18 protein-coding genes, 1 tRNA gene and 1 pseudogene are annotated in these 24000 nt (G+C 60.2%); 6 read left to right on the plus strand and 14 right to left on the minus strand.

Annotation, left to right across the window (positions count from 1 at the left end):
* The first annotated feature begins 159 nt into the window (after window positions 1-159).
* Window positions 160-2688, plus strand: coding sequence for a PepSY domain-containing protein (locus H8F22_RS25505; protein WP_194940813.1), 2529 nt, complete (start codon window positions 160-162; stop codon window positions 2686-2688).
* Window positions 2689-2814: 126 nt separating this feature from the next.
* On the opposite strand, the gene H8F22_RS25510 is transcribed toward H8F22_RS25505, so the two are convergent.
* From H8F22_RS25510 to ptsP, 4 genes are all read right to left on the minus strand, one after another.
* The gene (locus tag H8F22_RS25510; RefSeq protein ID WP_194940814.1) at window positions 2815-4356 is read right to left on the minus strand and encodes an alkaline phosphatase D family protein; all 1542 of its coding nucleotides are present in this window, start codon (window positions 4354-4356) and stop codon (window positions 2815-2817) included.
* A 102-nt stretch (window positions 4357-4458) separates the two neighbouring features.
* A complete protein-coding gene (locus H8F22_RS25515; RefSeq protein ID WP_027924478.1) occupies window positions 4459-6198 on the minus strand; it encodes a PTS fructose-like transporter subunit IIB in 1740 nt (579 codons plus the stop codon).
* A gap of 11 nt (window positions 6199-6209) precedes the next feature.
* Window positions 6210-7151, minus strand: a complete 942-nt coding sequence (gene pfkB / locus H8F22_RS25520; RefSeq protein ID WP_027924477.1) for a 1-phosphofructokinase — start codon at window positions 7149-7151, stop codon at window positions 6210-6212.
* Window positions 7151-10012, minus strand: a complete 2862-nt coding sequence (gene ptsP, locus H8F22_RS25525; RefSeq protein WP_059181631.1) for a phosphoenolpyruvate--protein phosphotransferase — start codon at window positions 10010-10012, stop codon at window positions 7151-7153. The genes pfkB and ptsP overlap by 1 nt, the downstream gene beginning before the upstream one ends.
* Window positions 10013-10056: 44 nt before the next feature.
* Here ptsP and H8F22_RS25530 point away from each other — a divergent pair, with 44 nt between their 5' ends.
* From H8F22_RS25530 to H8F22_RS25540, 3 genes are all read left to right on the plus strand, one after another.
* A complete protein-coding gene (locus H8F22_RS25530) occupies window positions 10057-10200 on the plus strand; it encodes a hypothetical protein (RefSeq protein ID WP_155953736.1) in 144 nt (47 codons plus the stop codon).
* A gap of 93 nt (window positions 10201-10293) precedes the next feature.
* Window positions 10294-11289, plus strand: coding sequence for a catabolite repressor/activator (gene cra / locus H8F22_RS25535; protein ID WP_027924475.1), 996 nt, complete (start codon window positions 10294-10296; stop codon window positions 11287-11289).
* Between the two features lie 3 nt (window positions 11290-11292).
* Entirely contained in the window at window positions 11293-12069 is a 777-nt protein-coding gene (locus H8F22_RS25540; protein ID WP_194940815.1) for a TatD family hydrolase, read from the plus strand.
* On the opposite strand, the gene H8F22_RS25545 is transcribed toward H8F22_RS25540, so the two are convergent.
* The 6 genes and pseudogenes from H8F22_RS25545 to H8F22_RS25565 form a co-directional block, all read right to left on the minus strand.
* A complete protein-coding gene (locus H8F22_RS25545) occupies window positions 12070-12459 on the minus strand; it encodes a hypothetical protein (protein ID WP_027924473.1) in 390 nt (129 codons plus the stop codon).
* Between the two features lie 228 nt (window positions 12460-12687).
* Complete coding sequence (locus H8F22_RS33140) at window positions 12688-13617, minus strand: methyl-accepting chemotaxis protein (RefSeq protein ID WP_407692653.1); 930 nt, start codon at window positions 13615-13617, stop codon at window positions 12688-12690.
* Window positions 13594-14685, minus strand: a pseudogene (locus H8F22_RS33145) (methyl-accepting chemotaxis protein); the annotation flags it as partial. The pseudogene H8F22_RS33145 and the gene H8F22_RS33140, both read right to left, overlap by 24 nt.
* Window positions 14686-15003: 318 nt before the next feature.
* Entirely contained in the window at window positions 15004-15840 is an 837-nt protein-coding gene (gene ampE / locus H8F22_RS25555; RefSeq protein ID WP_194940817.1) for a regulatory signaling modulator protein AmpE, read from the minus strand.
* On the minus strand, window positions 15837-16397 hold the full coding sequence (gene ampD, locus H8F22_RS25560; protein WP_027924470.1) for a 1,6-anhydro-N-acetylmuramyl-L-alanine amidase AmpD: 561 nt from the start codon (window positions 16395-16397) through the stop codon (window positions 15837-15839). Before ampD ends, ampE begins: the two co-directional genes overlap by 4 nt.
* A 64-nt stretch (window positions 16398-16461) precedes the next feature.
* Window positions 16462-18645, minus strand: coding sequence for a DUF1631 domain-containing protein (locus H8F22_RS25565; protein ID WP_194940818.1), 2184 nt, complete (start codon window positions 18643-18645; stop codon window positions 16462-16464).
* 272 nt (window positions 18646-18917) lie between these two features.
* On the opposite strand from H8F22_RS25565, the gene nadC reads away from it, so the two are divergent.
* Window positions 18918-19766 (plus strand): carboxylating nicotinate-nucleotide diphosphorylase, encoded by an 849-nt coding sequence (nadC, locus tag H8F22_RS25570; RefSeq protein WP_027924468.1) that lies wholly within the window; start codon window positions 18918-18920, stop codon window positions 19764-19766.
* A gap of 83 nt (window positions 19767-19849) precedes the next feature.
* On the opposite strand, the gene H8F22_RS25575 is transcribed toward nadC, so the two are convergent.
* A complete protein-coding gene (locus H8F22_RS25575; protein ID WP_027924467.1) occupies window positions 19850-20155 on the minus strand; it encodes a DUF6388 family protein in 306 nt (101 codons plus the stop codon).
* Window positions 20156-20471: 316 nt separating this feature from the next.
* On the opposite strand from H8F22_RS25575, the gene H8F22_RS25580 reads away from it, so the two are divergent.
* Window positions 20472-21146, plus strand: coding sequence for a hypothetical protein (locus tag H8F22_RS25580; RefSeq protein WP_027924466.1), 675 nt, complete (start codon window positions 20472-20474; stop codon window positions 21144-21146).
* Window positions 21147-21155: 9 nt separating this feature from the next.
* On the opposite strand, the gene H8F22_RS25585 is transcribed toward H8F22_RS25580, so the two are convergent.
* The 3 genes from H8F22_RS25585 to rpsO form a co-directional block, all read right to left on the minus strand.
* Window positions 21156-21231: transfer RNA gene (locus tag H8F22_RS25585), tRNA-Thr, on the minus strand.
* A gap of 131 nt (window positions 21232-21362) precedes the next feature.
* Window positions 21363-23468, minus strand: coding sequence for a polyribonucleotide nucleotidyltransferase (gene pnp / locus H8F22_RS25590; protein WP_027924465.1), 2106 nt, complete (start codon window positions 23466-23468; stop codon window positions 21363-21365).
* 195 nt (window positions 23469-23663) lie between these two features.
* On the minus strand, window positions 23664-23933 hold the full coding sequence (gene rpsO, locus H8F22_RS25595; RefSeq protein WP_003176135.1) for a 30S ribosomal protein S15: 270 nt from the start codon (window positions 23931-23933) through the stop codon (window positions 23664-23666).
* Window positions 23934-24000: the final 67 nt, after the last annotated feature.

The following is a 24000-nucleotide window of genomic DNA, read 5'->3' on the forward strand; positions in this document are numbered from 1 at the left end:
GCTCGCGCCTACAGGAATGGCGGTGAAGACTGAAATCAGGGTGAGGCCCCGTTCATCTCCATGAACGGGGCTTTTGTGCGTAAAAAAGAATGTTTCTCGACAACCCACGGCATAATGCGCGCCGTGATGATAATTTTTTGAACGAACAAGGCGAGTGACGTGTTGAAGAAAACCCTGTTCCAGTTGCACTGGTTTTTCGGCATCAGCGCCGGGCTGGTCCTGGCCCTGATGGGCATCACCGGGGCGACGGTGTCGTTTCAGGATGAAATCCTGAACGTGCTCAACCCCTCCGTGTTGCAGGTCGAGAAGCAGGTCGCCGGCGTCCTGCCGCCCGTCGAACTGGTCGAGCGCATCGAAGCCGCGTCCGGCAAAAAAGTCTCGATGCTTTCCGTCGAGACCGACAGCGGCCATGCGGCCAAGGTGTTTTTCACCCCGCCACCGGGCCAGCGCCGCGGCGAAATGCGCTACGTCGACCCGTATACCGCCGAGCTCATGGGCGATGCCACCGGCCAGGACTTCTTCGGCTTCGTGCTGCAATTGCACCGCTTCCTGGCCATCGGCGACACCGGTCGCAACATCACTGGCGCGTGCACGCTGATCCTGGTGTTCTTCTGCCTGTCCGGCCTGTACCTGCGCTGGCCGCGCCAGTGGAACAAATGGCGGGCCTGGCTGACCCTGGACTGGAAGAAAAAAGGCCGCAGCTTCAACTGGGATTTGCACTCGGTAGCCGGCACCTGGTGCCTGGTGTTTTACCTCTTGGCGGCGCTGACCGGGTTGTCCTGGTCTTATGAGTGGTACAACAAAGGCCTGACCCGATTGCTCTCCGACGCCCCGCAAAACGAGCGCGTGCGCGGTGGTCGTGGCCCGGTGCCAAGCGGTCCGGCGCCCACCGCCGACTACGCGGCCATCTGGAGCAGCATCTACAGCGCCGCGGGCCCGGCACTCAGCGCCTACAACATCCGTATGCCGCCCGTGGCCGGCCAGCCGGCGACGGTGTTCTACCTGCTGAAAACCTCGCCCCACGACCGCGCCCTGAACCAGATCACCCTCGATCCGGCGACCGGCATCGTCAAGCAGCATGATCGCTACAGCGACAAGAGCCTAAAGGCGCAATTGCTGACCAGCATTTATGCACTGCATGTCGGCAGCTATTTCGGCATTGTCGGGCGCATCATCCTGACGATTACCGCACTGACCATGCCGTTGTTTTTCGTCACCGGCTGGATGCTGTACCTCGATCGTCGCCGCAAGAAAAAGCAGATCAAGGACGCGCGCAAAGGTCTCGAACAACCGGGTAGCGATGCACCGGCATGGCTGATCGGGTTCGCCAGCCAGAGTGGATTTGCAGAGCAATTGGCGTGGCAGACCGCCGGCCAATTGCAGGCCGCCGGCGTGCCGGTGAACGTGCAGCCGCTGGCGAGTGTCAGTGAACAGGATCTGTTGAATGCCACTAACGCGCTGTTCGTGGTCAGTACCTTCGGCGACGGTGAAGCACCGGACAGTGCGCGCGGGTTCGAACGCAAGGTGCTGGGGCGGGCATCAAACCTTGAGCGTATGAACTACGCAGTGCTCGGCCTGGGTGATCGCCAGTATCAACACTTCTGCGGTTTCGCCCGACGCTTGCACACCTGGCTGGGCGAGCACGGCGGAAAAACCTTGTTCTCCCCGGTGGAAGTCGACAGCGGCGATCCGTACGCCTTGCGCCACTGGCAACAACAACTGGGCCTGTTGACCGGGCAAGCACCGGTCGACACCTGGCAGGCACTGAGCTACGACAACTGGACGCTGACCCGCCGCGAATTGATGAACCCGGACAGCATTGGCTCGCCGGTGTACTTGCTGGGCCTCGCCGCCCCGTCCACCAGCAGTTGGCTGGCGGGTGATCTGGTGGAAGTGTTGCCTCGTAACTGCCCGTGGGCCATTGAGCACTTCCTTGATGGCCTGGGCATCGACGGGCGCGCTGCGGTTGCATTGGATGGCTTGTCACAACCGCTGGAGCAAGCCCTCGCCACGCGTCAGCTGCCGGAGAACCGAGCCCATCTGGTCGGCCTGCACGCTCAGGCACTGGTCGATGCGCTGGTGCCGTTGGCCATGCGCGAATACTCCATTGCTTCGATTGCGGCTGACGGCCTTCTGGAACTGATCGTGCGCCAGGAAATGCACGCCGATGGCAGCCTGGGCATCGGCTCCGGCTGGCTGACCGAACACGCTCCCGTGGGGGGCACCCTCAGCCTGCGAGTGCGGCGCAACAGCGGGTTCCATCTGCCGGCCGAGCCGGTGCCAATGATCCTGCTGGGCAACGGCACCGGTCTGGCCGGGCTGCGCAGTTTGCTCAAGGCGCGCATTGCCGACGGGCAACAACGGCACTGGCTGCTGTTTGGCGAGCGCAATCGGGAACACGATTACCTGTGCCGCGATGAGTTGGAGGAGTGGTTGACTTCAGGCGACCTGGAGCGACTGGACCTGGCGTTCTCGCGAGATCAGGCCGAGAAGATTTATGTTCAGGATCGCCTGCGCGAGTCGGCGGATGAGTTGAAGCAATGGTTGGCTGATGGTGCCGTCATCTACATCTGCGGCAGCTTGCAAGGGATGGCGTCGGGTGTGGATCACGTGCTCAATGAAGTGCTCGGGATTGCTGAAGTCGATCGCCTGATCGAACAAGGCCGCTACCGTCGCGACGTCTACTGACACCACTAATCTCCTGTAAGAGTGAGCCTGCCGGCGATGACGGTTTAACATTCAACATATCTGTTGGCTGTTGTACCGCAATCGCGAGCAGGCTCACTCCTACAGGGGGGGGCAGGCGTGCAACCATTAGACCGGTTGCACCTTCTGTTCAAACACACTGACCCCATCCAGATCCCGCAACACCACGCTCATCTCCCCCGTCTGCCCATCAATATTCACCTCGCCAAAAAACTGAAACCCGGCAAACGGTGAAGTGTTCTGCGCCGGCGGCGCCTTCTCGAATACCACCTCCGGGCCGAACGTCTTATCCAGCGGATTCGGCCCAAAACTCCCGGCGTTCAGCGGCCCGGCGACAAACTCCCAGAACGGTTCAAAGTCCTGAAACGCGGCACGATCCGGGTGGTAGTGATGCGCTGCGCAGTAATGCACGTCCGCCGTCAAAAACACGAAGTTACGTACCTGCTGCGCCCGCAGGAAACCCAGCAACTCAGCGATTTCCAGTTCACGTCCCTGGGCCGGTCCCGGGTCGCCATTGGCGACCGCTTCCCAGCGCGCCACACCCGGGCTGACTTCACCGTCGGGCACGCCCAAACCAATCGGCATGTCGGCAGCGATGACTTTCCATTGGGCTTGCGAGCCTTTCAATGCCTGCTTGAGCCAGTCCAGTTGCTCGCGCCCGAGAAAGGGTTTTGCCGCGCCGAGGTTGTCGTCGTTGGCGCCGCGGTAACTGCGCATGTCGAGCACAAACACATCGAGCAGGGGCCCATAGCTGAGCTTGCGATAAATCCGCCCGCCGTGATCGGCGCTCTGCAAACGCATCGGAGCGTATTCGAGCCAGGCCTGTCGTGCGCGGCCGACCAGGTTGTGGATATCTTTCTCCTGATAGCGCGCGTCGAGTTGCTTGCCCGGCGACCAGTTGTTCACCACTTCATGGTCGTCCCATTGCCAGATCTGCGGAACCTCGGCGTTGAAGCGACGGATATTTTCGTCCATCAGGTTGTAGCGGTAGTTACCACGAAAATCGTCGAGGTTTTGCGCCACCTTGCTCTTGGCTTCGGTAGTAATGTTGCGCCACACCCGACCACTTTCAGTGGGCAGTTGCGCGGGCACCGGGCCGTCGGCGTAGATGGTGTCGCCGCTGTGGATAAAGAAGTCCGGCAGGCGCAATCGCATGGCTTCGTAGATGCGCATGCCGCCGATGTCCGGGTTGATGCCGAAGCCCTGGCCGACGGTGTCGCCACTCCAGACAAAACGAATGTCGCGGCGGTTTTGCGGCACGCTGCGCAAATGGCCAAACCAGGGTTCGCTGGCGACACCGCTTTGGGCATCTTCGAAGGTCACGCGATAGAAAATCGCCTGATCGGCAGGCAGGCCGGTGAGTTCGACCCGCGCAGTGAAATCGCTGCGCCCATCCGCCAGTGGCGAGACAAACCGGCGCGGGTTGCTGAACAGGCTGCGGGTGTCCCATTCCACGACCATTCGCGCGGGGCGGTCGCTGCGGCTCCAGACCATCGCCCGGTCGCCCAGCAGGTCGCCGGACTGCACGCCGTCAGTGAGTTGTGGACGATCCTTGACCGAAGCGATCACAGCCGGCGCCAGCCCTGGCAACAACAGCCCGGCGCCCACCGCTTGCATGACCCGACGGCGACCGAGGTCGAATTCGCTCATGGTGTTCTCCCTGAAAAGGAAAACTAAAGCACATACCCATGACGCTGGTGTGAAAGGCAATCCCTGTGGGAGCGGGCAAGTCCGCTCCCACAGGGATTGGTATCAGGCGTTGGCGGGTTCCAGTGCCTGCTCCACCGTTTCAGGCCGTTTGAGCAGCGCATACGCCACCGCCGTCAGCAGGCTCCCGGCGACAATCGCCAGCAGGTACAACAGCGCATGATTGATCGCATTGGGGATCGCCAGCACAAACAAACCACCGTGCGGCGCCATCAGCTTGCAGCCGAAATACATCGACAACGCCCCGGTCAGTGCACCACCGGCAATGCTCGCCGGGATGACCCGCAGCGGGTCTTTCGCCGCAAACGGAATCGCGCCTTCAGAGATGAAGCACAACCCCAGCACCAACGCCGCTTTACCGGCTTCGCGCTCGGTCTGGGCAAACTTGCGCCGTGCGATGAACGTGGCGATGCCGAGGCCAATCGGCGGCACCATGCCGGCGGCCATGGTCGCGGCCATCGGTGCATAGCTCTGTGACGCCAACAGGCCCACCGAGAACGCGTAAGCCGCCTTGTTGATCGGCCCGCCAAGGTCCACGCACATCATGCCGCCCAGCAACACACCGAGCAGAATCGCGTTGGTGGTGCCCATGCTATCGAGGAAGTGGGTCAGCCCTTCGAGCATCCCGGCCACCGGTTTGCCGACCACGTAAATCATCACCAGGCCGGTGAACAGACTCGCCAGCAACGGGATGATCAGGATCGGTTTCAGCGCCTCGAGACTCTGCGGCAAACGCGCGTAGCGGTTGATCGCCTGCGCCGCATAACCGGCGATGAAACCGGCAATGATCCCGCCGATAAAACCCGCCCCGAGGGTACTCGCCAGCAGACCGCCAATCATCCCGGGCGCCAGGCCCGGCCGGTCGGCAATCGAGTAGGCGATGTAACCCGCCAGCAGCGGCACCATCAACTTGAACGCGGTCTCGCCGCCGATCTGCATCAGCGCCGCCGCCAACGTGCCCTGCTCCTTGAAGGCGGTGATGCCGAACACAAAGGACAGCGCGATCATCAAGCCACCCGCCACCACCATCGGCAGCATGAACGACACACCGGTCAACAGGTGTTTATAGACGCCGGTTTTCTCTTGCTTGACCGGGCCGTTGGCGCCGCTGGCAGCGCTTTCCTGCCGACCTTCGGCCAGCGCTTTATTCAGCGTCGCCTCGGCCTGTTTCAGCGCAATGCCGGTGCCGCAGCGGTAAATTTTCTTGCCAGCGAAACGCTCGGTGGCGACTTCGATATCACAGGCCAACAGCACCACGTCGGCATCAGCAATCGCCGCCGCGCTCAACGGATTGCGCGCACCGACCGAGCCCTGGGTTTCCACTTGCAGGTCGTAACCCAGACGCTTGGCGGCTTGTTGCAGGGCTTCGGCGGCCATGAACGTGTGCGCGACGCCGGTCGGGCACGCGGTGATCGCGACCAGTCGAGGCGCGTTCTTAGTGAGGACGGCGGACTCGGCGACCGCGTCAGGGGCAACGTACACCTGAGCTTCTTGAGCACCGCGCCGCAGCACCGCTTCAACATCTTGCAGGGCTTGCGCCGGAGTGCACTGGAACACGCGTTTGCCGACGAATCGCGTCATGTCAACCGGCACGCTGGTCACCAGCAACACCCACTCCGCACCCTCGATCGTGGCCGCCGACAGCTGACGCTCCGGATGCGTCGCATCCACCACTTCAACGCACGTCATCCAGCCCTGACGCTGAGCCGCCGCATCGAGCAAACGGGCGCACAGCACACTGGTGACCATGCCGTTCGGACAGGCCGTAACAATGGCTAACTTCATCACAATCCCTCTTATTGTTCTGTCAGGGGGCGCACGCGCACGCCCTGTTCGAGCTGCGCCAATTGCGCGGCATCGCCGATGCCGAAACCGATCTGGGTGACCGCCATCGCGGCAATCGCCGTGGCGGTGCGCAGGGTCTGTTCAGGCGTGTCGGCGCTGAGCAAACCATGGAGCATGCCGGCCAGTAACGAATCGCCCGCGCCCACCGTGCTGGCGACGCTGACCTTGGGCGGCGTGGCATGCAGCGCCGAACCGACGCTGAACCAGTTCACGCCATCGGCACCGTGGGATATCACCACATGCTCAATGCCTTGAACGTGCAAGCGACTCGCGGCTTCGGCTTGTGCCGCGACCGAAACAACCTCACAGCCGAGCGCATCGGCCAGCTCTTCAGTGTTCGGTTTGATCAGCCATGGGCCGGCCTTGAGTGCAGAACGCAACGCTTCACCGCTGGTGTCGAGGGCGACGTTCAACCCGAGTTTTTTCAAGCGCACGATCAACGCCTGCAACCAATGCGCACTGACGCCCAGCGGCAAGCTTCCGGCGACGACCACAGCATCATGGCCCGGTGCGATCTGCTCAAGACGATCGAGCAACGCCTGCTGCGCCGCTTCACTCACTCGCGGCCCCGGACCGTTGACGTCGGTGATGCGCCCGTCGCTTTCCGCCAGTTTGATGTTGCTGCGAATCTCGCCGGGAACGCGGATGAACGCGTCGACAAAACCACGTTTGGCAAACAGGGTTTCGAACGCCTGTAGATTGTCTTCCCCAAGAAAACCGCTGACGGTGAGCTGATGACCCAGGTCCGCCAACACTTGCGCCACGTTTATGCCTTTGCCGGCGGCGTGGGTGTGCATGGCGTCGCTGCGGTTGACCTGACCGGGTTCAAGGCGCGGCAACTGAACGGTCAAGTCCAGCGCCGGGTTGAGGGTCAGGGTTAAAATCCGGGCCATTACAGAGCCTCCACTAATGCGCGCACTTCATTGGCGCTGCCCACGGCCAGGGCCTGTCGGGCGAGAATTTGCGTCTGGGCGAGGCTGAGTTCGCGAATGCGCGCCTTGACCTCGGCAATGCTGCGCCCCGACACGCTGAGTTCGTCCACCCCCAGACCGACCAGCACCGGCACCGCCAGCGGATCGGCCGCCAACTCGCCGCAGACGCCGACCCATTTGCCATGTGCATGCGCCGCACGCACGGTGATGTCGATCAGTTGCAGCACCGCCGGGTGCAAGCCGTCGGCCTGTGCGGACAAGGTCGGATGGCCACGGTCGATGGCCAGGGTGTATTGGGTCAGGTCGTTGGTGCCGACGCTGAAGAAGTCGACCTCTTTGGCCAGCACCGGTGCCAGCAATGCCGCCGACGGCACTTCGATCATGATCCCCAGTTGCAGGTCGGCGACCGGGATTTCCAGGCGCAAGCGCTCGGTCATGTCCCGCGCCTGACGCCATTCATCAACGCTGCCGACCATTGGAAACATGATCCGCAGCGGGCGGTTGTCGGCGGCCCGCAGCAGGGCGCGCAATTGCGCTTCCATGATTTTCGGGCGCTGCAGGGTCAGGCGAATACCGCGTACGCCGAGGAACGGGTTTTCTTCTTTGGCGATCGGCCAATACGGCAGCGGTTTGTCGCCACCGACGTCGAGGGTGCGCACCACCAGCGGCCGACCGGCCAGACCGTCGAGGACGCGACGGTATTCGACTTCCTGAGTGGCCTCATCCGGCGCTTGCGTATGGGCCATGAAAATCAGCTCGGTGCGCATCAAGCCAATGCCTTCGGCACCCTGCTCTACCGCACTGACTACACCGGCGCTCTCGCCAATGTTGGCGAACACTTCGACCGCGTGGCCATCGGTGGTCAGCGCCGGTTGATGACGTTGTTCAGCGGCCACTTTCAGGCGCTGTTCACGGGTGTCGCGTTCTTCGATGGCGCGTTGCAAGGTCAGTGCATCGGCGTCCACATGCAGGCGCCCGCGCTGGCCGTCAATCAGCAACGGCGTGCCCGGCGCCAACAGCAACACCGCCGCGCCAGCACCGACCAGCGCCGGAATACCCAGCGCCCGGGCGACAATGGCGCTGTGCGCCGTGGCGCCGCCGCGAGCCGTGAGAATGCCGGCGACACGGGCCGGATCGAGACGCGCGACGTCGGACGGACCGACTTCGTCCATCACCAGAATGTAAGGCTGGTCCGGCTCGCTTGGCGTTTCGACGCCGCTCAGTTGCGCCAGCACGCGCCGGCCGATGTCGCGCAAGTCCGCCGCACGTTCGGCGAGCAACGCATCCTGCAACGATTCCTGCTGTCTTGCCGCCGCTTCGATCACCGCCATCCACGCCGCTTCGGCGCTTTCGCCTTGCTTGAGGCGGGTGTCGACTTCATCGGTCAGTTCCGGGTCGTCGAGCATTTCCTGATGAGTGATGAAAATCTCGCGGATCGCCTTGGAGGTGCTGCGCTCGATCAGGCCTTCGATGTCGCGACGTACCTGCGCCAGCGCCTGTTTGAGACGCTCGCGCTCGACGGCGGCCGACTCACCGCGCAGCGGGTATTCGATGGTTTGCAACACTTGAACATGCGCCGGGCCGATGGCAATGCCCGGCGCTGCGGCGATGGCTTGAATCAGGCTGCCGGACGCCGGGGCGAGCAGCACTTCGGCTATCTCGGCGATTTCTTCGCGTTGTTGACTCACGGCTGGCAACGGCTCGATTTCTTCGCCGAGGCCTTCTTCGATGGCGCCCAACAAGGCCGGCAAGGCATCGGCGGCGATGCTCGGCTCGGCAATGAATTCCAGCACCTGACCCCGACGGGCGCCGAGGCTGAGCAGTTTGCTCAAGCTCTTCACTGACACCGCGCTGTCCTGGCCGTCGACGATGCGCACGCGAATTTCGCCTTCAAAACTTTTCGCTAGCTGGGCGAGGATCTTCGCCGGGCGCGCGTGCAAGCCGTGGGCGTTGGCCAGTGCGATGCGCGCGCTCGGCCAGTCCGCCGGCAATTCACCGCCAAGGACTTCGAGCACTTTGCGGCTGCTGGTGGCGCGGCCCAGTTCGTGGCCACGGCCTTCAATCAGCAACGCACACAGACGTTCGAGCAAGGCCTGATGGGCTTCACCGAGGCTGGCCAGGCAGAACAGACCGCTGAGCGGCTGGCCAAGGTAGCGAATCGGTTTGTCCGGGGTGACGAAGGCCAGACCCGGGCGCTTGACCGTTTGTTCGCTGTGTAACCACCACAAGCCATCGCCCAGGGGCAACGCTTCGACCTGTTGCAACACGGCGGAGAAACCGTTGCTCACACAATCAGCCTGACGCAGCAACCGCGCGCCACGCCAGACCAGTTCTTCGAAGTCATCGGCCGACACACCCAAGCCGATCATCTGCGCATCCAGCGCCAATTCCTGCGGCGCGCCTTGCAGCAGTTTCAACAAGGCCTCGGCGGAGCTTGCGCGACGCAAGGCCTGGCCCAGGTCGGTTTCGCCGAGAGCGCGGGTCAACAGTTGCAGCAAGCGTAAATGTTCGTCGGACTTGGCCGCGATGCCGATCGCCAGGTACACGATCTGGCCGTCGCCCCAATCCACGCCTTCGGGAAACTGCATCAGCCGCACGCCAGTGGAAAACACCAGGTCGCGGGTTTGCGGTGTACCGTGAGGGATGGCAATACCTTGACCGAGAAAAGTCGAGCCCTGAGCCTCACGCGCCTGCAACCCGGCCAGGTACCCGTCGGCGACCAGGCCATCGGCAACCAGATGCTCGGCCAGTAGCTGCAACGCAGCGGATTTATCCACAGCCGACTGGTCCATGGATATCTGCTCTAGAGTGAGCTCGAGCATGCTTTCTCCTTTTTGGCGTCTGAGGGCGCCAGGTATTGTTTTGAATGAATCAGCTTAAGCGCTTAACCGTCACTTTTGGCGGTTTCACGGCAGAACCGGCCAAGGGTGCTTACAACCCTGAAAATACGCTTGCTGAAACGTTTAATCTAGAACACTTGGCACGTTACTCGATAATGCCTCATCCTTGAAGCCCAACTTGTCGGATGTGCGTGGACACGAGTCGCCTGCCGGATTCGGGTAGGATTGGCGGAAATGTCGGCCGAAAAACAAGGAAACCCGCGTTGAAACTCAGTGATATCGCACAGTTGGCCGGTGTGTCCGTAACCACCGCCAGTTATGTCATTAATGGCAAAGCCGAACAGCAACGCATCAGCAGTGCCACCGTCGAGCGCGTGCGCGCGGTCGTCGAACAGCATGGTTTTACACCCAATCCTCAAGCGGCCGGGTTGCGCAGCCGGCACACGCGCACCTTGGGTTTTATTCTGCCGGACCTGGAAAACCCCAGTTACGCACGAATCGCCAAACTGCTGGAACAAGGCGCCCGGGCGCGCGGCTATCAATTGCTGATCGCCAGCTCCGACGATGCGCCCGACAGCGAGCGGCAATTGCTCAAACTGTTCCGCGCCCGGCGCTGCGATGCGCTGATCGTCGCCAGTTGCCTGCCGACTGATGACGACAGCTATCGCCAGTTGCAGGCCAAAGGCATGCCGATCATCGCCATCGACCGGGTCATGGAGCCCGAGCACTTTTGCTCGGTCATCAGTGACGACCGCGAGGCCAGCCTGCAATTGACCCGCAGTCTACTGGACCCGCTGCCCAAGCAGATCGCCTTGATCGGCGCGCGCCCCGAGTTGAGCATCAGCCAGGAACGCGCTGCCGGCTTCAAAGAAGCGCTGCACGGGTTCGAAGGCCAGGTGCTGATCGAGCACGGCGAATCGTTCAGCCGCGAGTGCGGCAAGCAATTGATGGAAGAAATGCTCCAGCGTCTGGGGCATTTGCCAGACGCCCTGGTGACCACCTCCTACGTGTTGCTTCAGGGGGTGTTCGATGCCTTGCATGACTTCCCGCTGAAAACCCGTCCGTTGCGCCTGGGGACATTCGGTGACACCCAGCTGCTGGACTTCCTGCCGCTGCCGGTCAACGCCATGGCCCAGCAGCATCAGTTGATCGCCGATAAAGCCCTGGCGCTGGCACTGGCCGCCATCGAGCAGTCCGATTACCAACCCGGCGTGCAGGCCATCGCGCGGACCTTCAAGCAGCGTATTCACCGGGACTGAACCGTGGAGCTGATCGACACCCACACTCATCTGGATTTTCCGGATTTCGACGCGGATCGTCAGGCGTTGCTGGCCGAAAGCCGCGCCTTGGGCGTGCGTCGAATGGTGGTGTTGGGGGTGTATCAGGCGAATTGGCAGCGAGTCTGGGACCTGGTGCAAAGCGATCCCGACTTGCATGCCGCACTCGGTTTGCACCCGGTGTATCTGGAGGACCATCGACCTGAAGATCTACAGAAACTCGGTGACTGGCTGACGCGCCTGGCCGGTCATCGGCAGTTGTGCGCCGTGGGCGAGATCGGTCTGGATTACTTCATCGAAACCCTGGACCGCGAGCGCCAGCAGGCGCTGTTCGCGGCGCAACTGCAACTGGCGGCGGACTTCAATCTGCCGGCGCTGATCCACGTGCGGCGCAGCCATGCGGCGGTGATTGCCACGCTGAAACGCTTTCGATTGAAACGCGCCGGAATCATCCACGCCTTCGCAGGCAGCAAAGAAGAGGCGCGGGAATACATCAAGCTCGGTTTCAAACTGGGTCTGGGCGGCGCCGCGACCTGGCCGCAGGCGCTGCGCATGCACCGTGTGCTTGCCGAATTGCCACTGGAATCCGTGGTACTGGAAACCGACTCACCGGACATGGCCCCGGCCATGTTTCCCGGTCAACGCAACAGCCCGGCGCACCTGCCGGCGATCTGCTCGGCGCTGGCGCAAATCATGGCGATCAGCCCTGAGCAATTGGCAAGCGCCAGCACGGCCAATGCCTGCGAGCTGTTCAACTGGTAATCAGTCGGCGTGGGCCTTGGCGGCTTCCAGAATCAGCGTGATGTGTTGCCGGTGATGGGCGAACTGTATGACGACGAAGTAGAACAAAATGGCGGCCAGCGAAAAATTCAGCTGCTCGACGACACTGAGCATGCCAATCCATTCCATGACCAACGCCACCAGGATCGCGGTGCACACCATCACCAGCGTGCTCGCCCGCAGCAAGCCCAGTGAATCGAGCGATTTGAAGCGTTTGATCTGTTTCGGGTCGCTCAATTGCAAGGCTTTGTGGCAGTGCGTACAGGCGAATGATTCGTTGATCGCAATCGCGTTGAGTTGCCAGGCTTCCAGCCGCAGGGTGCTCCCGCAGTGAGCGCAGTGCCCCTGAATTCCCAGTGTTGCAACAGACATTACCGCGCCTCCTCAGGGCTGGCCAGAGTGAATGATCTTCCTTCATTGAAGACGAAAAATCAGAGCACGGAGGAAAAGAGGACAAATCTCATCCGCAATGGAAACAAATATTACAGATTGTTCGCAGAACCTGTAGGAGTGAGCCTGCTTGCGATAGCGGTGTGACAGTCAACTAATTTGCTGAATGTTTGACCGTTATCGCGAGCAGGCTCACTCCTACAAGGGGCTTTACACCCGGAAGGCGCTGATCAGGTGCTTGAGTTCCACCACCTGGGCCGACAACGCGCGGCTGGCATCCTCGGTCTGGTGCGCCCCTTCGGCGGTACGCTCGCCTGCGCGATTGATCTCGACGATGTTCTGATCGATGTCGTGGGCGACGGCGGTCTGCTGCTCGACTGCTGCAGCAATCTGCTGGTTCTGGTCCACGATCATGCCGACGGCGCCGAGGATGTTTTCCAGTGCCTGCTGGACCTTTTCCGACTGACCGACCGTGCCATCGGCTACCTGATGGCTGATGCCCATGGCCTTCACCGCCGCGCCGACGCCGCTGTGAAGTTTGCTGATCATCTGCTCGATTTCTTCGGTCGATTGCTGAGTGCGCTTGGCCAGCGTGCGGACCTCATCGGCCACCACCGCAAACCCGCGCCCCTGCTCACCGGCCCGAGCGGCTTCAATGGCCGCATTGAGGGCCAGCAGATTGGTCTGTTCGGCGATGCTCTTGATCACTTCCAGCACGCGGCTGATGGACTGGCTGTCGCTGGCCAGTTGATTGATCACGATCACTGACTGATCGATCTCACTGGCCAATTGCGCGATGCTGCCTTGTTGGGACGCCACCAGACCGCGACCGCTGATGGTCTCGTCGTTGACGCTGTGGGCGCTGCTGACTGCGGCAGCGGCACTGCGCGCCACCTCAAGGGATGTGGCCGACATCTGGTTCATGGCCGTGGCGACCTGCTCGATCTGCGAACGTTGCCCGGCCACCGCCTGGTTGCTCTGGGTAGAAACGCTTTGCACCTGCCCGGCCTGGCGCTCGACCTCATTGACGGTCTTGCCGACGCGTTCGATCAGGTCATGAATTTTCTTCACCGTGCCGTTGAACACCTCGCCCAACTCGCCGAGCTCATCGCGACTTTCCGCGCGGAAGGTCACCGTCATGTCGCCCGCAGCAACCGTGTCCATCATGGCGCCAAGACGCTTGAGGGTGGTGCGGGTCGACGCATAAAAGCCGCCGTAAAGGTAGAAAATCAACACAAACACCACCGACAACGCCACAGCCTGCAAGACCATATGGGTGCGGTTCTGCTCCAGTCGCTGCTGCAACTGAGTACCGAGGAACTTCAGGGTGGCTTCGTTGAGTTGGTAAGTCTGGTCCATCAGGCCGGTGACCTGATCGTAAAAGCCCTGCCAGGGTGCATCGAGGGTGTCGGCCATCACCACTTGTTCTTCGAACAGCTCACTGGCTTTTTTCAGCGAGGCCTTGCTGCTGTCAGCTTGAGCGGCCAGGGTTTCACGCGCCGCTTTGCTGGAACCCAGTGAGTCCTGCAACTTCAGGCCGTACTCGCCCTGGAGCTTTTCGATCTGCGCCAACAGCTCATCGAATCGAGTGCTCGACGCCGAGTTGAGAAAGCCTTGGCCGAGGGAAAAGGAACCCATCGCCCGGCCTTCGCCCAGCAGTTGGGTCACCGGTGGGGTGACGTTGGTAATCAGTTCGCTCAGTTGGCGCATGTCGCTTTGGCTGTCGCGACTGAGGCCGGCCTGGGTGGCGATGATCTGGCTGAAAATCTGCGCGTTGCCCAGCAGTTTGCCGATCATTCCGCTTTTACTTTGCAGGGAGGTTTCCGTTTGCTGGGCCTTGAACGCGGCGATCATTTCATCGCGTTTACCGTCGAAAACGGTGATCTGCTCAGGATCAGTGGTCATCGCGGTCAGCCCTTGCAGGCGCGCCAGAATGCTTTGCTCCAAGGTGCCGATCTTCGACTCGACGTTGCCGGCTTTGCCGGACTGGCCGAGCGTGACGTTGATCTGTACCAGATTGTTCAGGGTCTCCAGGTCACGCCGCAACGTCATACCGCTGCCCAGCAGGTCGAGGCTTTGCAGCTCGACTTGCGTGCCCTGAAATTCGCGATAGGAGTCGCGCACCAGATAAAAGTTGGTGACCAGCATGGGCACAAGGAACAGCACGCTGATCAAGCTGAACTTCATGCCGAAGCTCAGGCGGTTCATCAGTGCGACGGCGGGATAGAGCAAGCTCTTCACTGGAAGTCTCCCATTGCATTCTTATTTTTATTTGGCAGGCGCGGCTCAGCGGCAGATAGCCACTATTCAGCGCTATCCCTGTATATCTTAAATCGGCAGGGGGTTTTGTAACTTAAGGTTAACGAGGGGAAGCGCGGACCCGTAGCCGCTGGCGCAGCCTGCGTCCGGCTGCGAAACAGTCGTCATGAAGACACTGAGGCGTGACAGGTGTCATTGCGCCATTGGGATTGGCGACTGCTGCGCAGCCGGACGCAGGCTGCGCCAGCTGCTACAGGGATCGGTGGGTTAAGGGAGGACGGTCCACAGCGCAAAACCGGCGTACCAAAGCACTGCCGCGCGCAACAGTAGCTCCCAGATCCGGTCCAGGCTGTTGATGCCATCCGGTCCGACGACCGGTGCCGGGATTTCACCGGCCACCATGCCGACCTTCTCGATCAGTTGAGCGGCACTGATGTTCCAGTTCAGCAACTCATGCAACATCACCCGACCGACCGCCACAAAGTTGCCGACCAGTGCAAAACTTGCCGCCAGCAACCGCACGGGCACCCAATCAAAGGCGTGACGCAATTGTGCCGCGCGCTCGACCACGGCCGGGTTCTGTCCATGCTCTTCGGCCAGCGCCAGCAAGCGATAGCTCAGGGCGGCCACCGGACCCAGCAGGAAGTACCAGAAAATGACCGCAAAGAAACTCTGGTAAGCCTCCCAGAGGAGGTGCGCTTCGACCCGCTCCAGCAATTGTTCGCCGCTTTCGGCGCAAATATCCAGGTCTCGCTTGGCCACATGCGCAGCGGCTTGCAGGTCTTCCCGGCGCCAGGCATCGCGAAACGGCCCCAGCCCGGCCAGCAGATCGCCGCGTCCGAGGCTGTAAATCACCACCAGCAAATGCACCGGCAATGCCAGCAGACCGTAGGCCACCGGCTCCAGCACCACCAGCAGCAACCCCAGCAGCGCGACCGGCAACAACACCATAATGACCAAAATCAACCATGGCCGGTTGATCAGGCGTGGCATGACCTCAAGCTTGTTCAGCTCGCGCACCCAACCGCCATCACGCTGTACCCGATGGCGCAATGCCGAGAACTTCTCGATCCATACCGCCAACAGCAACACCAGAAAACTCATTGTCCTTCCTCTTTTGCCAGGGCCGCGCGATAGCGTGCCCAGTCGAACGCCGGTCCTGGATCGGTCTTGCGCCCCGGGGCAATGTCGCTGTGCCCGCAAATGCGCTGTGCAGTGATGTCGGTGTAGGCGTTTTGCAGCTGTCGGGTCAAGGCCGTCAGCGCGTGATACTGAGCATCGGTGAACGGCAGATCATCCGTGCCTTCAAGCTCGATGCCCACGGAAAAATCGTTACAGGTTTCCCGGCCCTCGAAATTCGAGATGCCGGCGTGCCAGGCGCGCTCAAGACAAGAGACAAACTGAGTGACAGTGCCGTCACGCTCAATCAGAAAGTGCGCTGACACCCGTAAGTCAGCAATACCTTCAAAATAAGGATGCTCCGTGACATCCAGACGATTCTGGAAGAATTCCTGCACTTTGCCGGTCGCGAACTGCGCTGGCGGCAAGCTGATGTTGTGGATCACCAGCAGGGAAATTTCGCCCGAGGGGCGCGCATTGAAGTTGGGTGAGGGGCATAAACGCACGTCCTGGCACCAACCGCTCGCGGGGTCCAACTGCATACAGGTTCCTTCAGCGACGACTGTGTTGGCCCCCAGTATGCCGCGATAGCCCACCGGGACGCGATCACTTGCCGCGATTGAGGCGGCGCAGGTTACCGAGCACCGAGGCCAGCGCCCGGTCAAACAGCAACGTATTGTCCAACGCCCGCACCGCGCCGCGACGAAATTCCAGAGCCAGGCCCGCACGGCTGCGCTCCAACACTTTCAGGCCGGTGCGATTGACGAAGATGTAGTTGCCGGTGGCTTCAATGATCGCGGCCAGTTTGCAGCGCAGGGTGTTTTCGTCGTCCTCCTGAAACTCCACCCAGCAGCCGGGATGCAGTTGATCCACTTGCAGCAGGCTGGCGTCATCCGCCGGCAAACGGGCGAATGACGTCTCGACCGGTCCTTCGTCTGCGGTTTTCAGGACGATTTCCTGCGTCATCCGGACCATCACCGGCGCCTCGAAAGACACGTCGTTTGCCTGCCCCGGATACGTGAACAGTTGAACGTGCAAGGTTTCCAGTTCGCTGAAAAAATCGCTGGTGGCGAAAGGATCGAATGCCGAACTGCTCAGCCCGTCACGCAATGACTTCAGTAGCCCAGGCACCAGCGCCAGCAGACGCTGGCTCGCTTCGGGCTCGTCGTGACGCTGCACACTCCAGATCAGTTGCTCCATGGTGTGGACGTCCGCACGCCATTCAGCCGACTGATCACTGTGTTTGAGGCAAGTCAGCAGCAGCACTTGGCTCCAGGCCTCCTGGACAAACACCACCACCGCTTGCGGCAGCACTTTGCCCAACAACGCCTGATTCAGCGCCTGCTCGACACGCTGGCGAGCCATTTCGGTCCTGGCACGGCCCTCCTCGGCGTCACGGGTGCGCTGCTCCAGTAATTCACTGCGACGGCGCTCATCACTGGTGAAAGCGAGAAAATCCGCCAGCAGCTCGGAAAAAATCGCCGGGTCGTCAGCAAAGTCGTTCAAAAGATGCTGCACCACCTGTTCGATGCGCAGGTACAGGCTGTCGCGCTCATGGTCATCGCACTCACCCCAGCCCATGGCCGCGGCGGCGATTTCGTTGAGCAAGCGTCGGGCCGGATGGCTGCTTCGGCTGAAGAAACTCTTGTCAAGCACCGCCACTTTCAGCATCGGGATCTGCAGGCGACCGATCAGCGCCTTGAGTGAATCCGGCAGGTTGCGGTCATCGAGCATGCATTCAAACAGCATGGCGATCAGGTTGATCACGTCCTCATCAGAGACCCCGACCACGCGCGACGTGCCGCTTTTGACGCTGCCCCGTGTCAGCAGTTGTTCGAGCTGGTTACGCAGATCGAAATCGTCCTGAGCCGTCAGGGCCGGCACGTGTTGCTGCAGGTGCGAGAGCATGCGCAACAAGTCCTGCGTGGAAATGGGTCGTGTCTCGGCGCTGGCCTCAAGGGTCGGCGCGACACTGCCGCGCACAGGCAGCAACAGTTCCTGCAAGGCAGCAAAAACCTCGTCGATCTGTGCAGTGTCCGAGTGGCTGTTCGCCTGAGAAGGCTGGTCATCCGCCCGGGACATCGTGCGATCTGCCGCACGCCGCGTGGGAGCTGGCTTGAGCTCGGGCAATACGCCGGTGGCGGCCAGTAATTGATTGGATTGAGCGTAGAGCTGATCGGCGCTACTGAGCACATAGCGCTCGAACAACTTGAGGATGATCAGCTTGACCTTGATTTCCACCCCCAGGTTGCGCCCGGCCTGCAAGAAATACTCGCACAACATCGCCGGCCCCATGGGATTGCGCTGACCGTCCAGCGGTTTACCGAGCAACACACCGAGCCGCGCGCTGAGCTGACCAAGAGCAACACCTTCACGGTTCAGCACTTTATTGACCATCGCCTCCACAGCGACGCTGCGCTCCATGTCGTCGGGGCGTTGTGTCGAGGTGCCAAGGGGCAAGGCAGCCTGAGCGGTGTTGTATTGAGTGAGGCTGACAAACGCCTCGAAGAAGTGCTCGAGGAACCCACGCTCGATGCTTTTACGCTTGAGGCGCAAATCGCGCATGGCTTCAAAATAGAGGTTCTGCTCGACGTCATTGCGGGCCCGATCGGCCATTTCGAACAAGGTGTCGTCGGCATTATCGAACAGATCCTGCAACCCCTGCCGAAGCTGCAATGCAGCCTTGTCGCGAACCTGAAGCAGAATCACAGGCAAGCGGGCGAGCGGCGAGTGAGTCGCCTGATCAGTAGCGCCTTTGTGCAAAGGCACTACGTTCCCGTCGTTGTGCATCCAAGCCTCCTGAAAGGGTGATGTTTCGGATGTAAAACAATCCGAAAACACGTCAAAGCCATGACGTCAAAAGCAAGGCGGATTATCTTGCAAAAAGCACCTGCTGTGCCAGCAGACTCTTCATCCCCTTCAAATAGACGCAGCGGTCGGGCGCCGACTCAGGCGATAAATCGACCAAATGCAGGCTTCAGCACAAACGGAAAGCCTCTGACTCCTTGGGTTGGCTCATGCCATACCCCTATAATCGGACCACTTTGTTTGTGGAGTCCGTTATGCCGAATCTACGTCTCGCCGACTTGAACGCCGAAATCGAAGCCAACGTACGCCGTGCGTTGCTCGAAGACATCGGCAGCGGCGATATCACCGCACAGTTGATCCCGGCTGAACGCCTGGCAAAAGCCACCATCATCACGCGTGATGCCGCCGTCATTGCCGGCACGGCGTGGGTCGATGCAGTGTTCCGGCAACTGGACCCACGGGTCGCGGTGCATTGGCAGGTGCGTGATGGCGAACGGGTTCAACCCAATCAGGCGCTGTTTCACCTCGAAGGTCCGGCGCGCTCGCTGCTCACGGGCGAACGCAGTGCGCTGAACTTCCTGCAATTGCTGTCGGGCGTGGCCACGCGTGCGCAGCATCTGGCGGACTTCGTCGCCAGCACCCAGGTCAAGTTGCTCGACACCCGAAAAACCCTGCCGGGGCTGCGTCTGGCGCAAAAATACGCCGTGACGTGCGGCGGCTGCCACAACCACCGCATCGGCCTCTACGACGCCTTCCTGATCAAGGAAAACCACATCGCCGCCAGTGGTGGCATCCCTGAAGCCATTAATGCCGCGCACAAGATTGCCCCGGGCAAACCGGTAGAGATCGAAGTGGAAAGTCTCAAGGAACTCAAGGAAGCGCTGGCGGCGGGTGCCGACATCATCATGCTCGATGAGTTGAGCCTGGATGACATGCGTGAAGCGGTGCGCCTGAACGCGGGCAAGGCAAAACTGGAGGCCAGCGGCGGGATCAACGAAAGTACGCTGCTGCCGATCGCGGAAACCGGGGTGGATTACATTTCGATTGGCGCGATGACCAAAGACGTGAGGGCTGTGGACCTGTCGATGCGCCTCAGCCTCTAAAAAGCAGCTACGAGCGGCAAGCTCCAAGTTTCAAGCGGTTTTGCTTTTACTTGCAGCTTACCGCTTGAAACCTGAAGCGGCTCTCAGACCACCAGATTATTCATCTCGCAGTACTCTTCCCACTCAACGCCCAGCACCTCGGCTGCCTCCTTGTGCAGCGCCAGGCGCGCAGCCTCGAACTCTTCCGGGGTCGAGGTGTACTTGAGCGTCAATTCCCACGGCTGCAAGCCCTGTGACTCTGCCTCATCCTCGAACGCCCATTGAATCTGATCTTTCTGATCGTCGGCCGGCAGGTCCTTGATCTCTTCAGCGAGCTGGGACGAATCCAGCAAGTACTTTTTGAGCGCTTCTTCGTGTCTGGCTTCTTGGGTCAATTCTTTAACGGTCATGTCGTTCTCGCTGATCGGAGGAATGGAAGATGGATCTGGATCATCAAGGATCTCTCTGACGCAAAAAACCGTGTGAAGCCCGGTTTGTCTGGCCTTCAGAACCATTCGGGGATCATCTGAAAACTGCAAGGTGATGCGTGTGCAGGCTCCGAATATAGGACGTTTGGTTGGCGATTTATATGGACTTTTACATCAAATCTACAAAAAAGCGCGGAAGGGGCCTTTTTGAAAATATTGTCTCGCGTCGCCGGAACAACGCTATAACGGCAAAGTCATAGCGATGTGCCATATAGGCACTTCACAAGGAAGCCTAGTGATGTCCAGTCTTGCAAAGCGTTCATCTGCCCTTCTCGCAACCAGCACGGCGGCCCTTCTTCTCGGCAGCCTGGCACTGTCCAGTACCGCTCACGCCGGTTTGGAGTTCAGCACCAACAGTTCCAGCTCCAGCGACAAATTCCTCACCTTTCACAATTTGTACGGCAAAGATGTGATGACGAGGAGCGATATCAGTATCGACATGGTGACGCAATTACAGAGCACCGCTAAAACCAACACGACTGACATCGAAAACCTTGAGAAAACCGTCAAGGAGCAAACCAGACTCATCGAAGAACTCAAAAAGAACGCCGGGTCCAGTTCAAGCTCGAGTGCCAGCGAAACGGCTAACCTCAAGCGCACCGTCAGCGAACAGGACAACGCCCTGAAAAAGCTCGCCAGTCAAATGGACGAACTCAAACGCAGTAGCAGTTCGAATTCAGGCTCAAGTTCCAGCTCCAGCGAAGTGAGCGATCTCAAGCGTACGGTCAGTGCACAAGACAGCGAGCTGAAAAGGCTCGCCAGCCAGGTGGAAGACCTCAAGCGCAGTGCCGGATCGAGTTCCAGTTCAAGCTCCAGTGATCTGTCCAGCCTGAAGCGCGAAGTCAGCGATCAGGACAATCAGCTGGATCAGCTCAAACGTACCGTGGATGACCTGAGTAGAAAGGTGAAATAACAGCGGGGATGGTGCCCGAGACAGGAGTCGAACCTGCGACCTTCGCGTTACGAGTGCGCTGCTCTACCAACTGAGCTACACGGGCAGTGGGCTAAACCTAGCACCGGGTTCGAGGGCCAGCAACTTCACACCCTGTTTCGCAGACAAAAAAATGCCCCGCAGTGTTCACTGCGGGGCATTTTTTATAACGTTGAAGCGGTCAGGCGTGGGGAGTGATTAAACGCCCGAAGCCTTGGCGGCTGCTACGTCTTTGATGGACAGCTTGATACGGCCGCGGTTGTCCACGTCCAGTACCAGTACTTCCACTTCCTGGCCTTCTTTCAGGATGTCGGTCACTTTCTCAACGCGAGCGTCGCTCAACATGGAGATGTGAACCAGACCGTCCTTGCCAGGCAGGATGTTGACGAATGCGCCGAAGTCGACGATGCGCTCAACCTTACCCACGTAGATCTTGCCGATTTCAGCTTCTGCGGTGATGCCCAGAACGCGCTGACGTGCTGCTTCAGCCGCTTCTTTGGTTTCGCCGAAGATCTTGATCGAACCGTCGTCTTCGATGTCGATCGAAGCCTTGGTCTCTTCACAGATCGCACGGATGGTCGCGCCACCTTTACCGATGACATCACGGATTTTGTCGGTGTCGATTTTCATCGCGATCATGGTCGGAGCGTTTTCCGACAGTTCGGTACGCGACTGGCCAATGATCTGGTTCATCTGACCGAGGATGTTCAGGCGCGCTTCCAGGGCTTGGCCCAGAGCGATCTCCATGATTTCTTCGGTGATGCCTTTGATCTTGATGTCCATCTGCAGCGCGGTAACACCTTTGGCGGTACCCGCTACTTTGAAGTCCATGTCGCCGAGGTGGTCTTCGTCACCCAGGATGTCGGTCAGGACGGCGAACTTCTCGCCTTCTTTAACCAGACCCATGGCGATACCGGCAACCGGTGCCTTCATTGGAACGCCAGCGTCCATCAAGGCCAGGGAAGCGCCGCAGACCGAAGCCATGGAGCTCGAACCGTTGGACTCGGTGATTTCCGACACAACACGGATGGTGTACGGGAACACGTCGGCAGCAGGCAGCATGGCTGCAATCGAACGACGGGCCAGACGGCCGTGACCGATTTCGCGACGACCAGCGCCACCCATGCGACCACACTCACCTACCGAGAACGGAGGGAAGTTGTAGTGCAGCATGAACGGGTCTTTTTTCTCGCCTTCCAGGGTATCCAGCAGTTGTGCGTCACGGGCGGTGCCCAGTGTTGCAACGACCAGAGCCTGGGTCTCGCCACGGGTGAACAGAGCCGAACCGTGGGTCTTAGGCAGAACACCGACTTCGATGTTCAACGGACGTACGGTCTTGGTGTCGCGACCGTCGATACGTGGCTTGCCGTTTACGATGTTCTCGCGAACGGTGCGGTATTCGATTTCGCCGAATGCTGCTTTGACTTCGCTGGAAGAAGGCTGGCCTTCTTCACCGGACAGCTTGGCAACCACCTGGTCTTTCAGTTCGCCCAGGCGAGCGTAACGGTCGGCCTTGATAGTGATGGTGTAAGCCTGGGAGATCGCGTCGCCGAACTCGGCACGGATAGCGCCCAGCAGAGCGGTGGCTTCTGGCTGCGGAGCCCAGGTCCAGGTCGGCTTGGCAGCTTCAGCGGCCAGTTCTTTAACGGCTTGGATCACAACCTGGAACTCGTCGTGAGCAAACAGTACCGCGCCCAACATCTGGTCTTCGGTCAGCTCTTTGGCTTCCGATTCAACCATCAACACGGCTTCCGAAGTACCGGCAACGACCATGTCCAGGCTCGAAGCTTTCTGTTGTTCGTAAGTCGGGTTCAGCAGGTAACCGGTGCTTTCGTGGAACGCAACGCGGGCAGCGCCGATCGGGCCATCGAAAGGAATGCCGGAGATGGCCAGCGCAGCCGAGGTACCGATCATCGCTGCGATGTCCGGATCGGTCTTCTTGCTGGTGGAAACGACGGTGCAGACAACCTGCACTTCGTTCATGAAGCCTTCTGGGAACAGCGGACGGATCGGACGGTCGATCAGTCGGGAAGTCAGGGTTTCTTTCTCGGAAGGACGGCCTTCGCGCTTGAAGAAACCGCCAGGGATCTTACCGGCAGCGTAAGTCTTTTCCTGGTAGTGAACGGACAGAGGGAAGAAGCCCTTGCCTGGATCGGCTTGCTTGGCACCGACTACGGTCACCAATACGCTGACGTCGTCGTCAACGGTGACCAATACTGCGCCGGAGGCCTGACGGGCGATACGGCCAGTCTCGAGGGTAACGGTCGACTGACCGAACTGGAATTTTTTGATTACCGGGTTCACGGTGTCCTACCTTCTTTTGTGGCTCTTGGGGAACTTGTCTTCTTGCGAAATTCTTGGGCAATGTCGGGAATCGGCCCAACGCCTGTCCAGGGTAAAACGTGTGTCCAGATAAAACTTGAGGCTGGGAGCCTGCCATGCGCCAGCGGGAAACCCGCTGACGTACGACAGACAACCAACCTCTAGCGCAATCGCTTATTAGCGACGCAGACCCAGGCGACCGATCAGAGCCTGATAACGACCCAGATCCTTGCCTTTCAGGTAGTCCAGCAGCTTACGACGCTGGTTTACCATGCGGATCAGACCACGACGGGAGTGGTGATCTTTACCGTTGGCCTTGAAGTGACCTTGCAGCTTGTTGATGTTGTGGGTCAGCAGTGCAACTTGCACTTCTGGCGAACCAGTGTCACCAACAGCTTGCTGGTAGTCAGCTACGATTTGAGCTTTTTCTTGAACGTCGAGAGCCATGAGGCAATCCTTTTATCAGGAAGCTGTTTCAAAGAAACAGCTTCAACAGGCCAGGGACAAATCCCTG

It is taken from the genome of Pseudomonas mucoides (assembly GCF_015461845.1).
GTDB lineage: Bacteria > Pseudomonadota > Gammaproteobacteria > Pseudomonadales > Pseudomonadaceae > Aquipseudomonas > Aquipseudomonas mucoides.

What these genes read in the sequence shown, in the direction of transcription:
- H8F22_RS25515 (WP_027924478.1), bottom strand. Translation starts at nt 6,198, where the DNA reads ATGAAGTTAGCCATTGTTACGGCCTGTCCGAACGGCATGGTCACCAGT.
- ptsP (WP_059181631.1), bottom strand. Translation starts at nt 10,012, where the DNA reads ATGCTCGAGCTCACTCTAGAGCAGATATCCATGGACCAGTCGGCTGTG.
- ampD (WP_027924470.1), bottom strand. Translation starts at nt 16,397, where the DNA reads ATGCAGTTGGACCCCGCGAGCGGTTGGTGCCAGGACGTGCGTTTATGC.
- H8F22_RS25530 (WP_155953736.1), top strand. Translation starts at nt 10,057, where the DNA reads ATGAATCAGCTTAAGCGCTTAACCGTCACTTTTGGCGGTTTCACGGCA.
- nadC (WP_027924468.1), top strand. Translation starts at nt 18,918, where the DNA reads ATGCCGAATCTACGTCTCGCCGACTTGAACGCCGAAATCGAAGCCAAC.
- H8F22_RS25545 (WP_027924473.1), bottom strand. Translation starts at nt 12,459, where the DNA reads ATGTCTGTTGCAACACTGGGAATTCAGGGGCACTGCGCTCACTGCGGG.
- H8F22_RS25580 (WP_027924466.1), top strand. Translation starts at nt 20,472, where the DNA reads ATGTCCAGTCTTGCAAAGCGTTCATCTGCCCTTCTCGCAACCAGCACG.
- H8F22_RS25575 (WP_027924467.1), bottom strand. Translation starts at nt 20,155, where the DNA reads ATGACCGTTAAAGAATTGACCCAAGAAGCCAGACACGAAGAAGCGCTC.
- pfkB (WP_027924477.1), bottom strand. Translation starts at nt 7,151, where the DNA reads ATGGCCCGGATTTTAACCCTGACCCTCAACCCGGCGCTGGACTTGACC.
- H8F22_RS25565 (WP_194940818.1), bottom strand. Translation starts at nt 18,645, where the DNA reads ATGCACAACGACGGGAACGTAGTGCCTTTGCACAAAGGCGCTACTGAT.
- ampE (WP_194940817.1), bottom strand. Translation starts at nt 15,840, where the DNA reads ATGAGTTTTCTGGTGTTGCTGTTGGCGGTATGGATCGAGAAGTTCTCG.
- rpsO (WP_003176135.1), bottom strand. Translation starts at nt 23,933, where the DNA reads ATGGCTCTCGACGTTCAAGAAAAAGCTCAAATCGTAGCTGACTACCAG.
- H8F22_RS33140 (WP_407692653.1), bottom strand. Translation starts at nt 13,617, where the DNA reads ATGACGGTGACCTTCCGCGCGGAAAGTCGCGATGAGCTCGGCGAGTTG.
- H8F22_RS25510 (WP_194940814.1), bottom strand. Translation starts at nt 4,356, where the DNA reads ATGAGCGAATTCGACCTCGGTCGCCGTCGGGTCATGCAAGCGGTGGGC.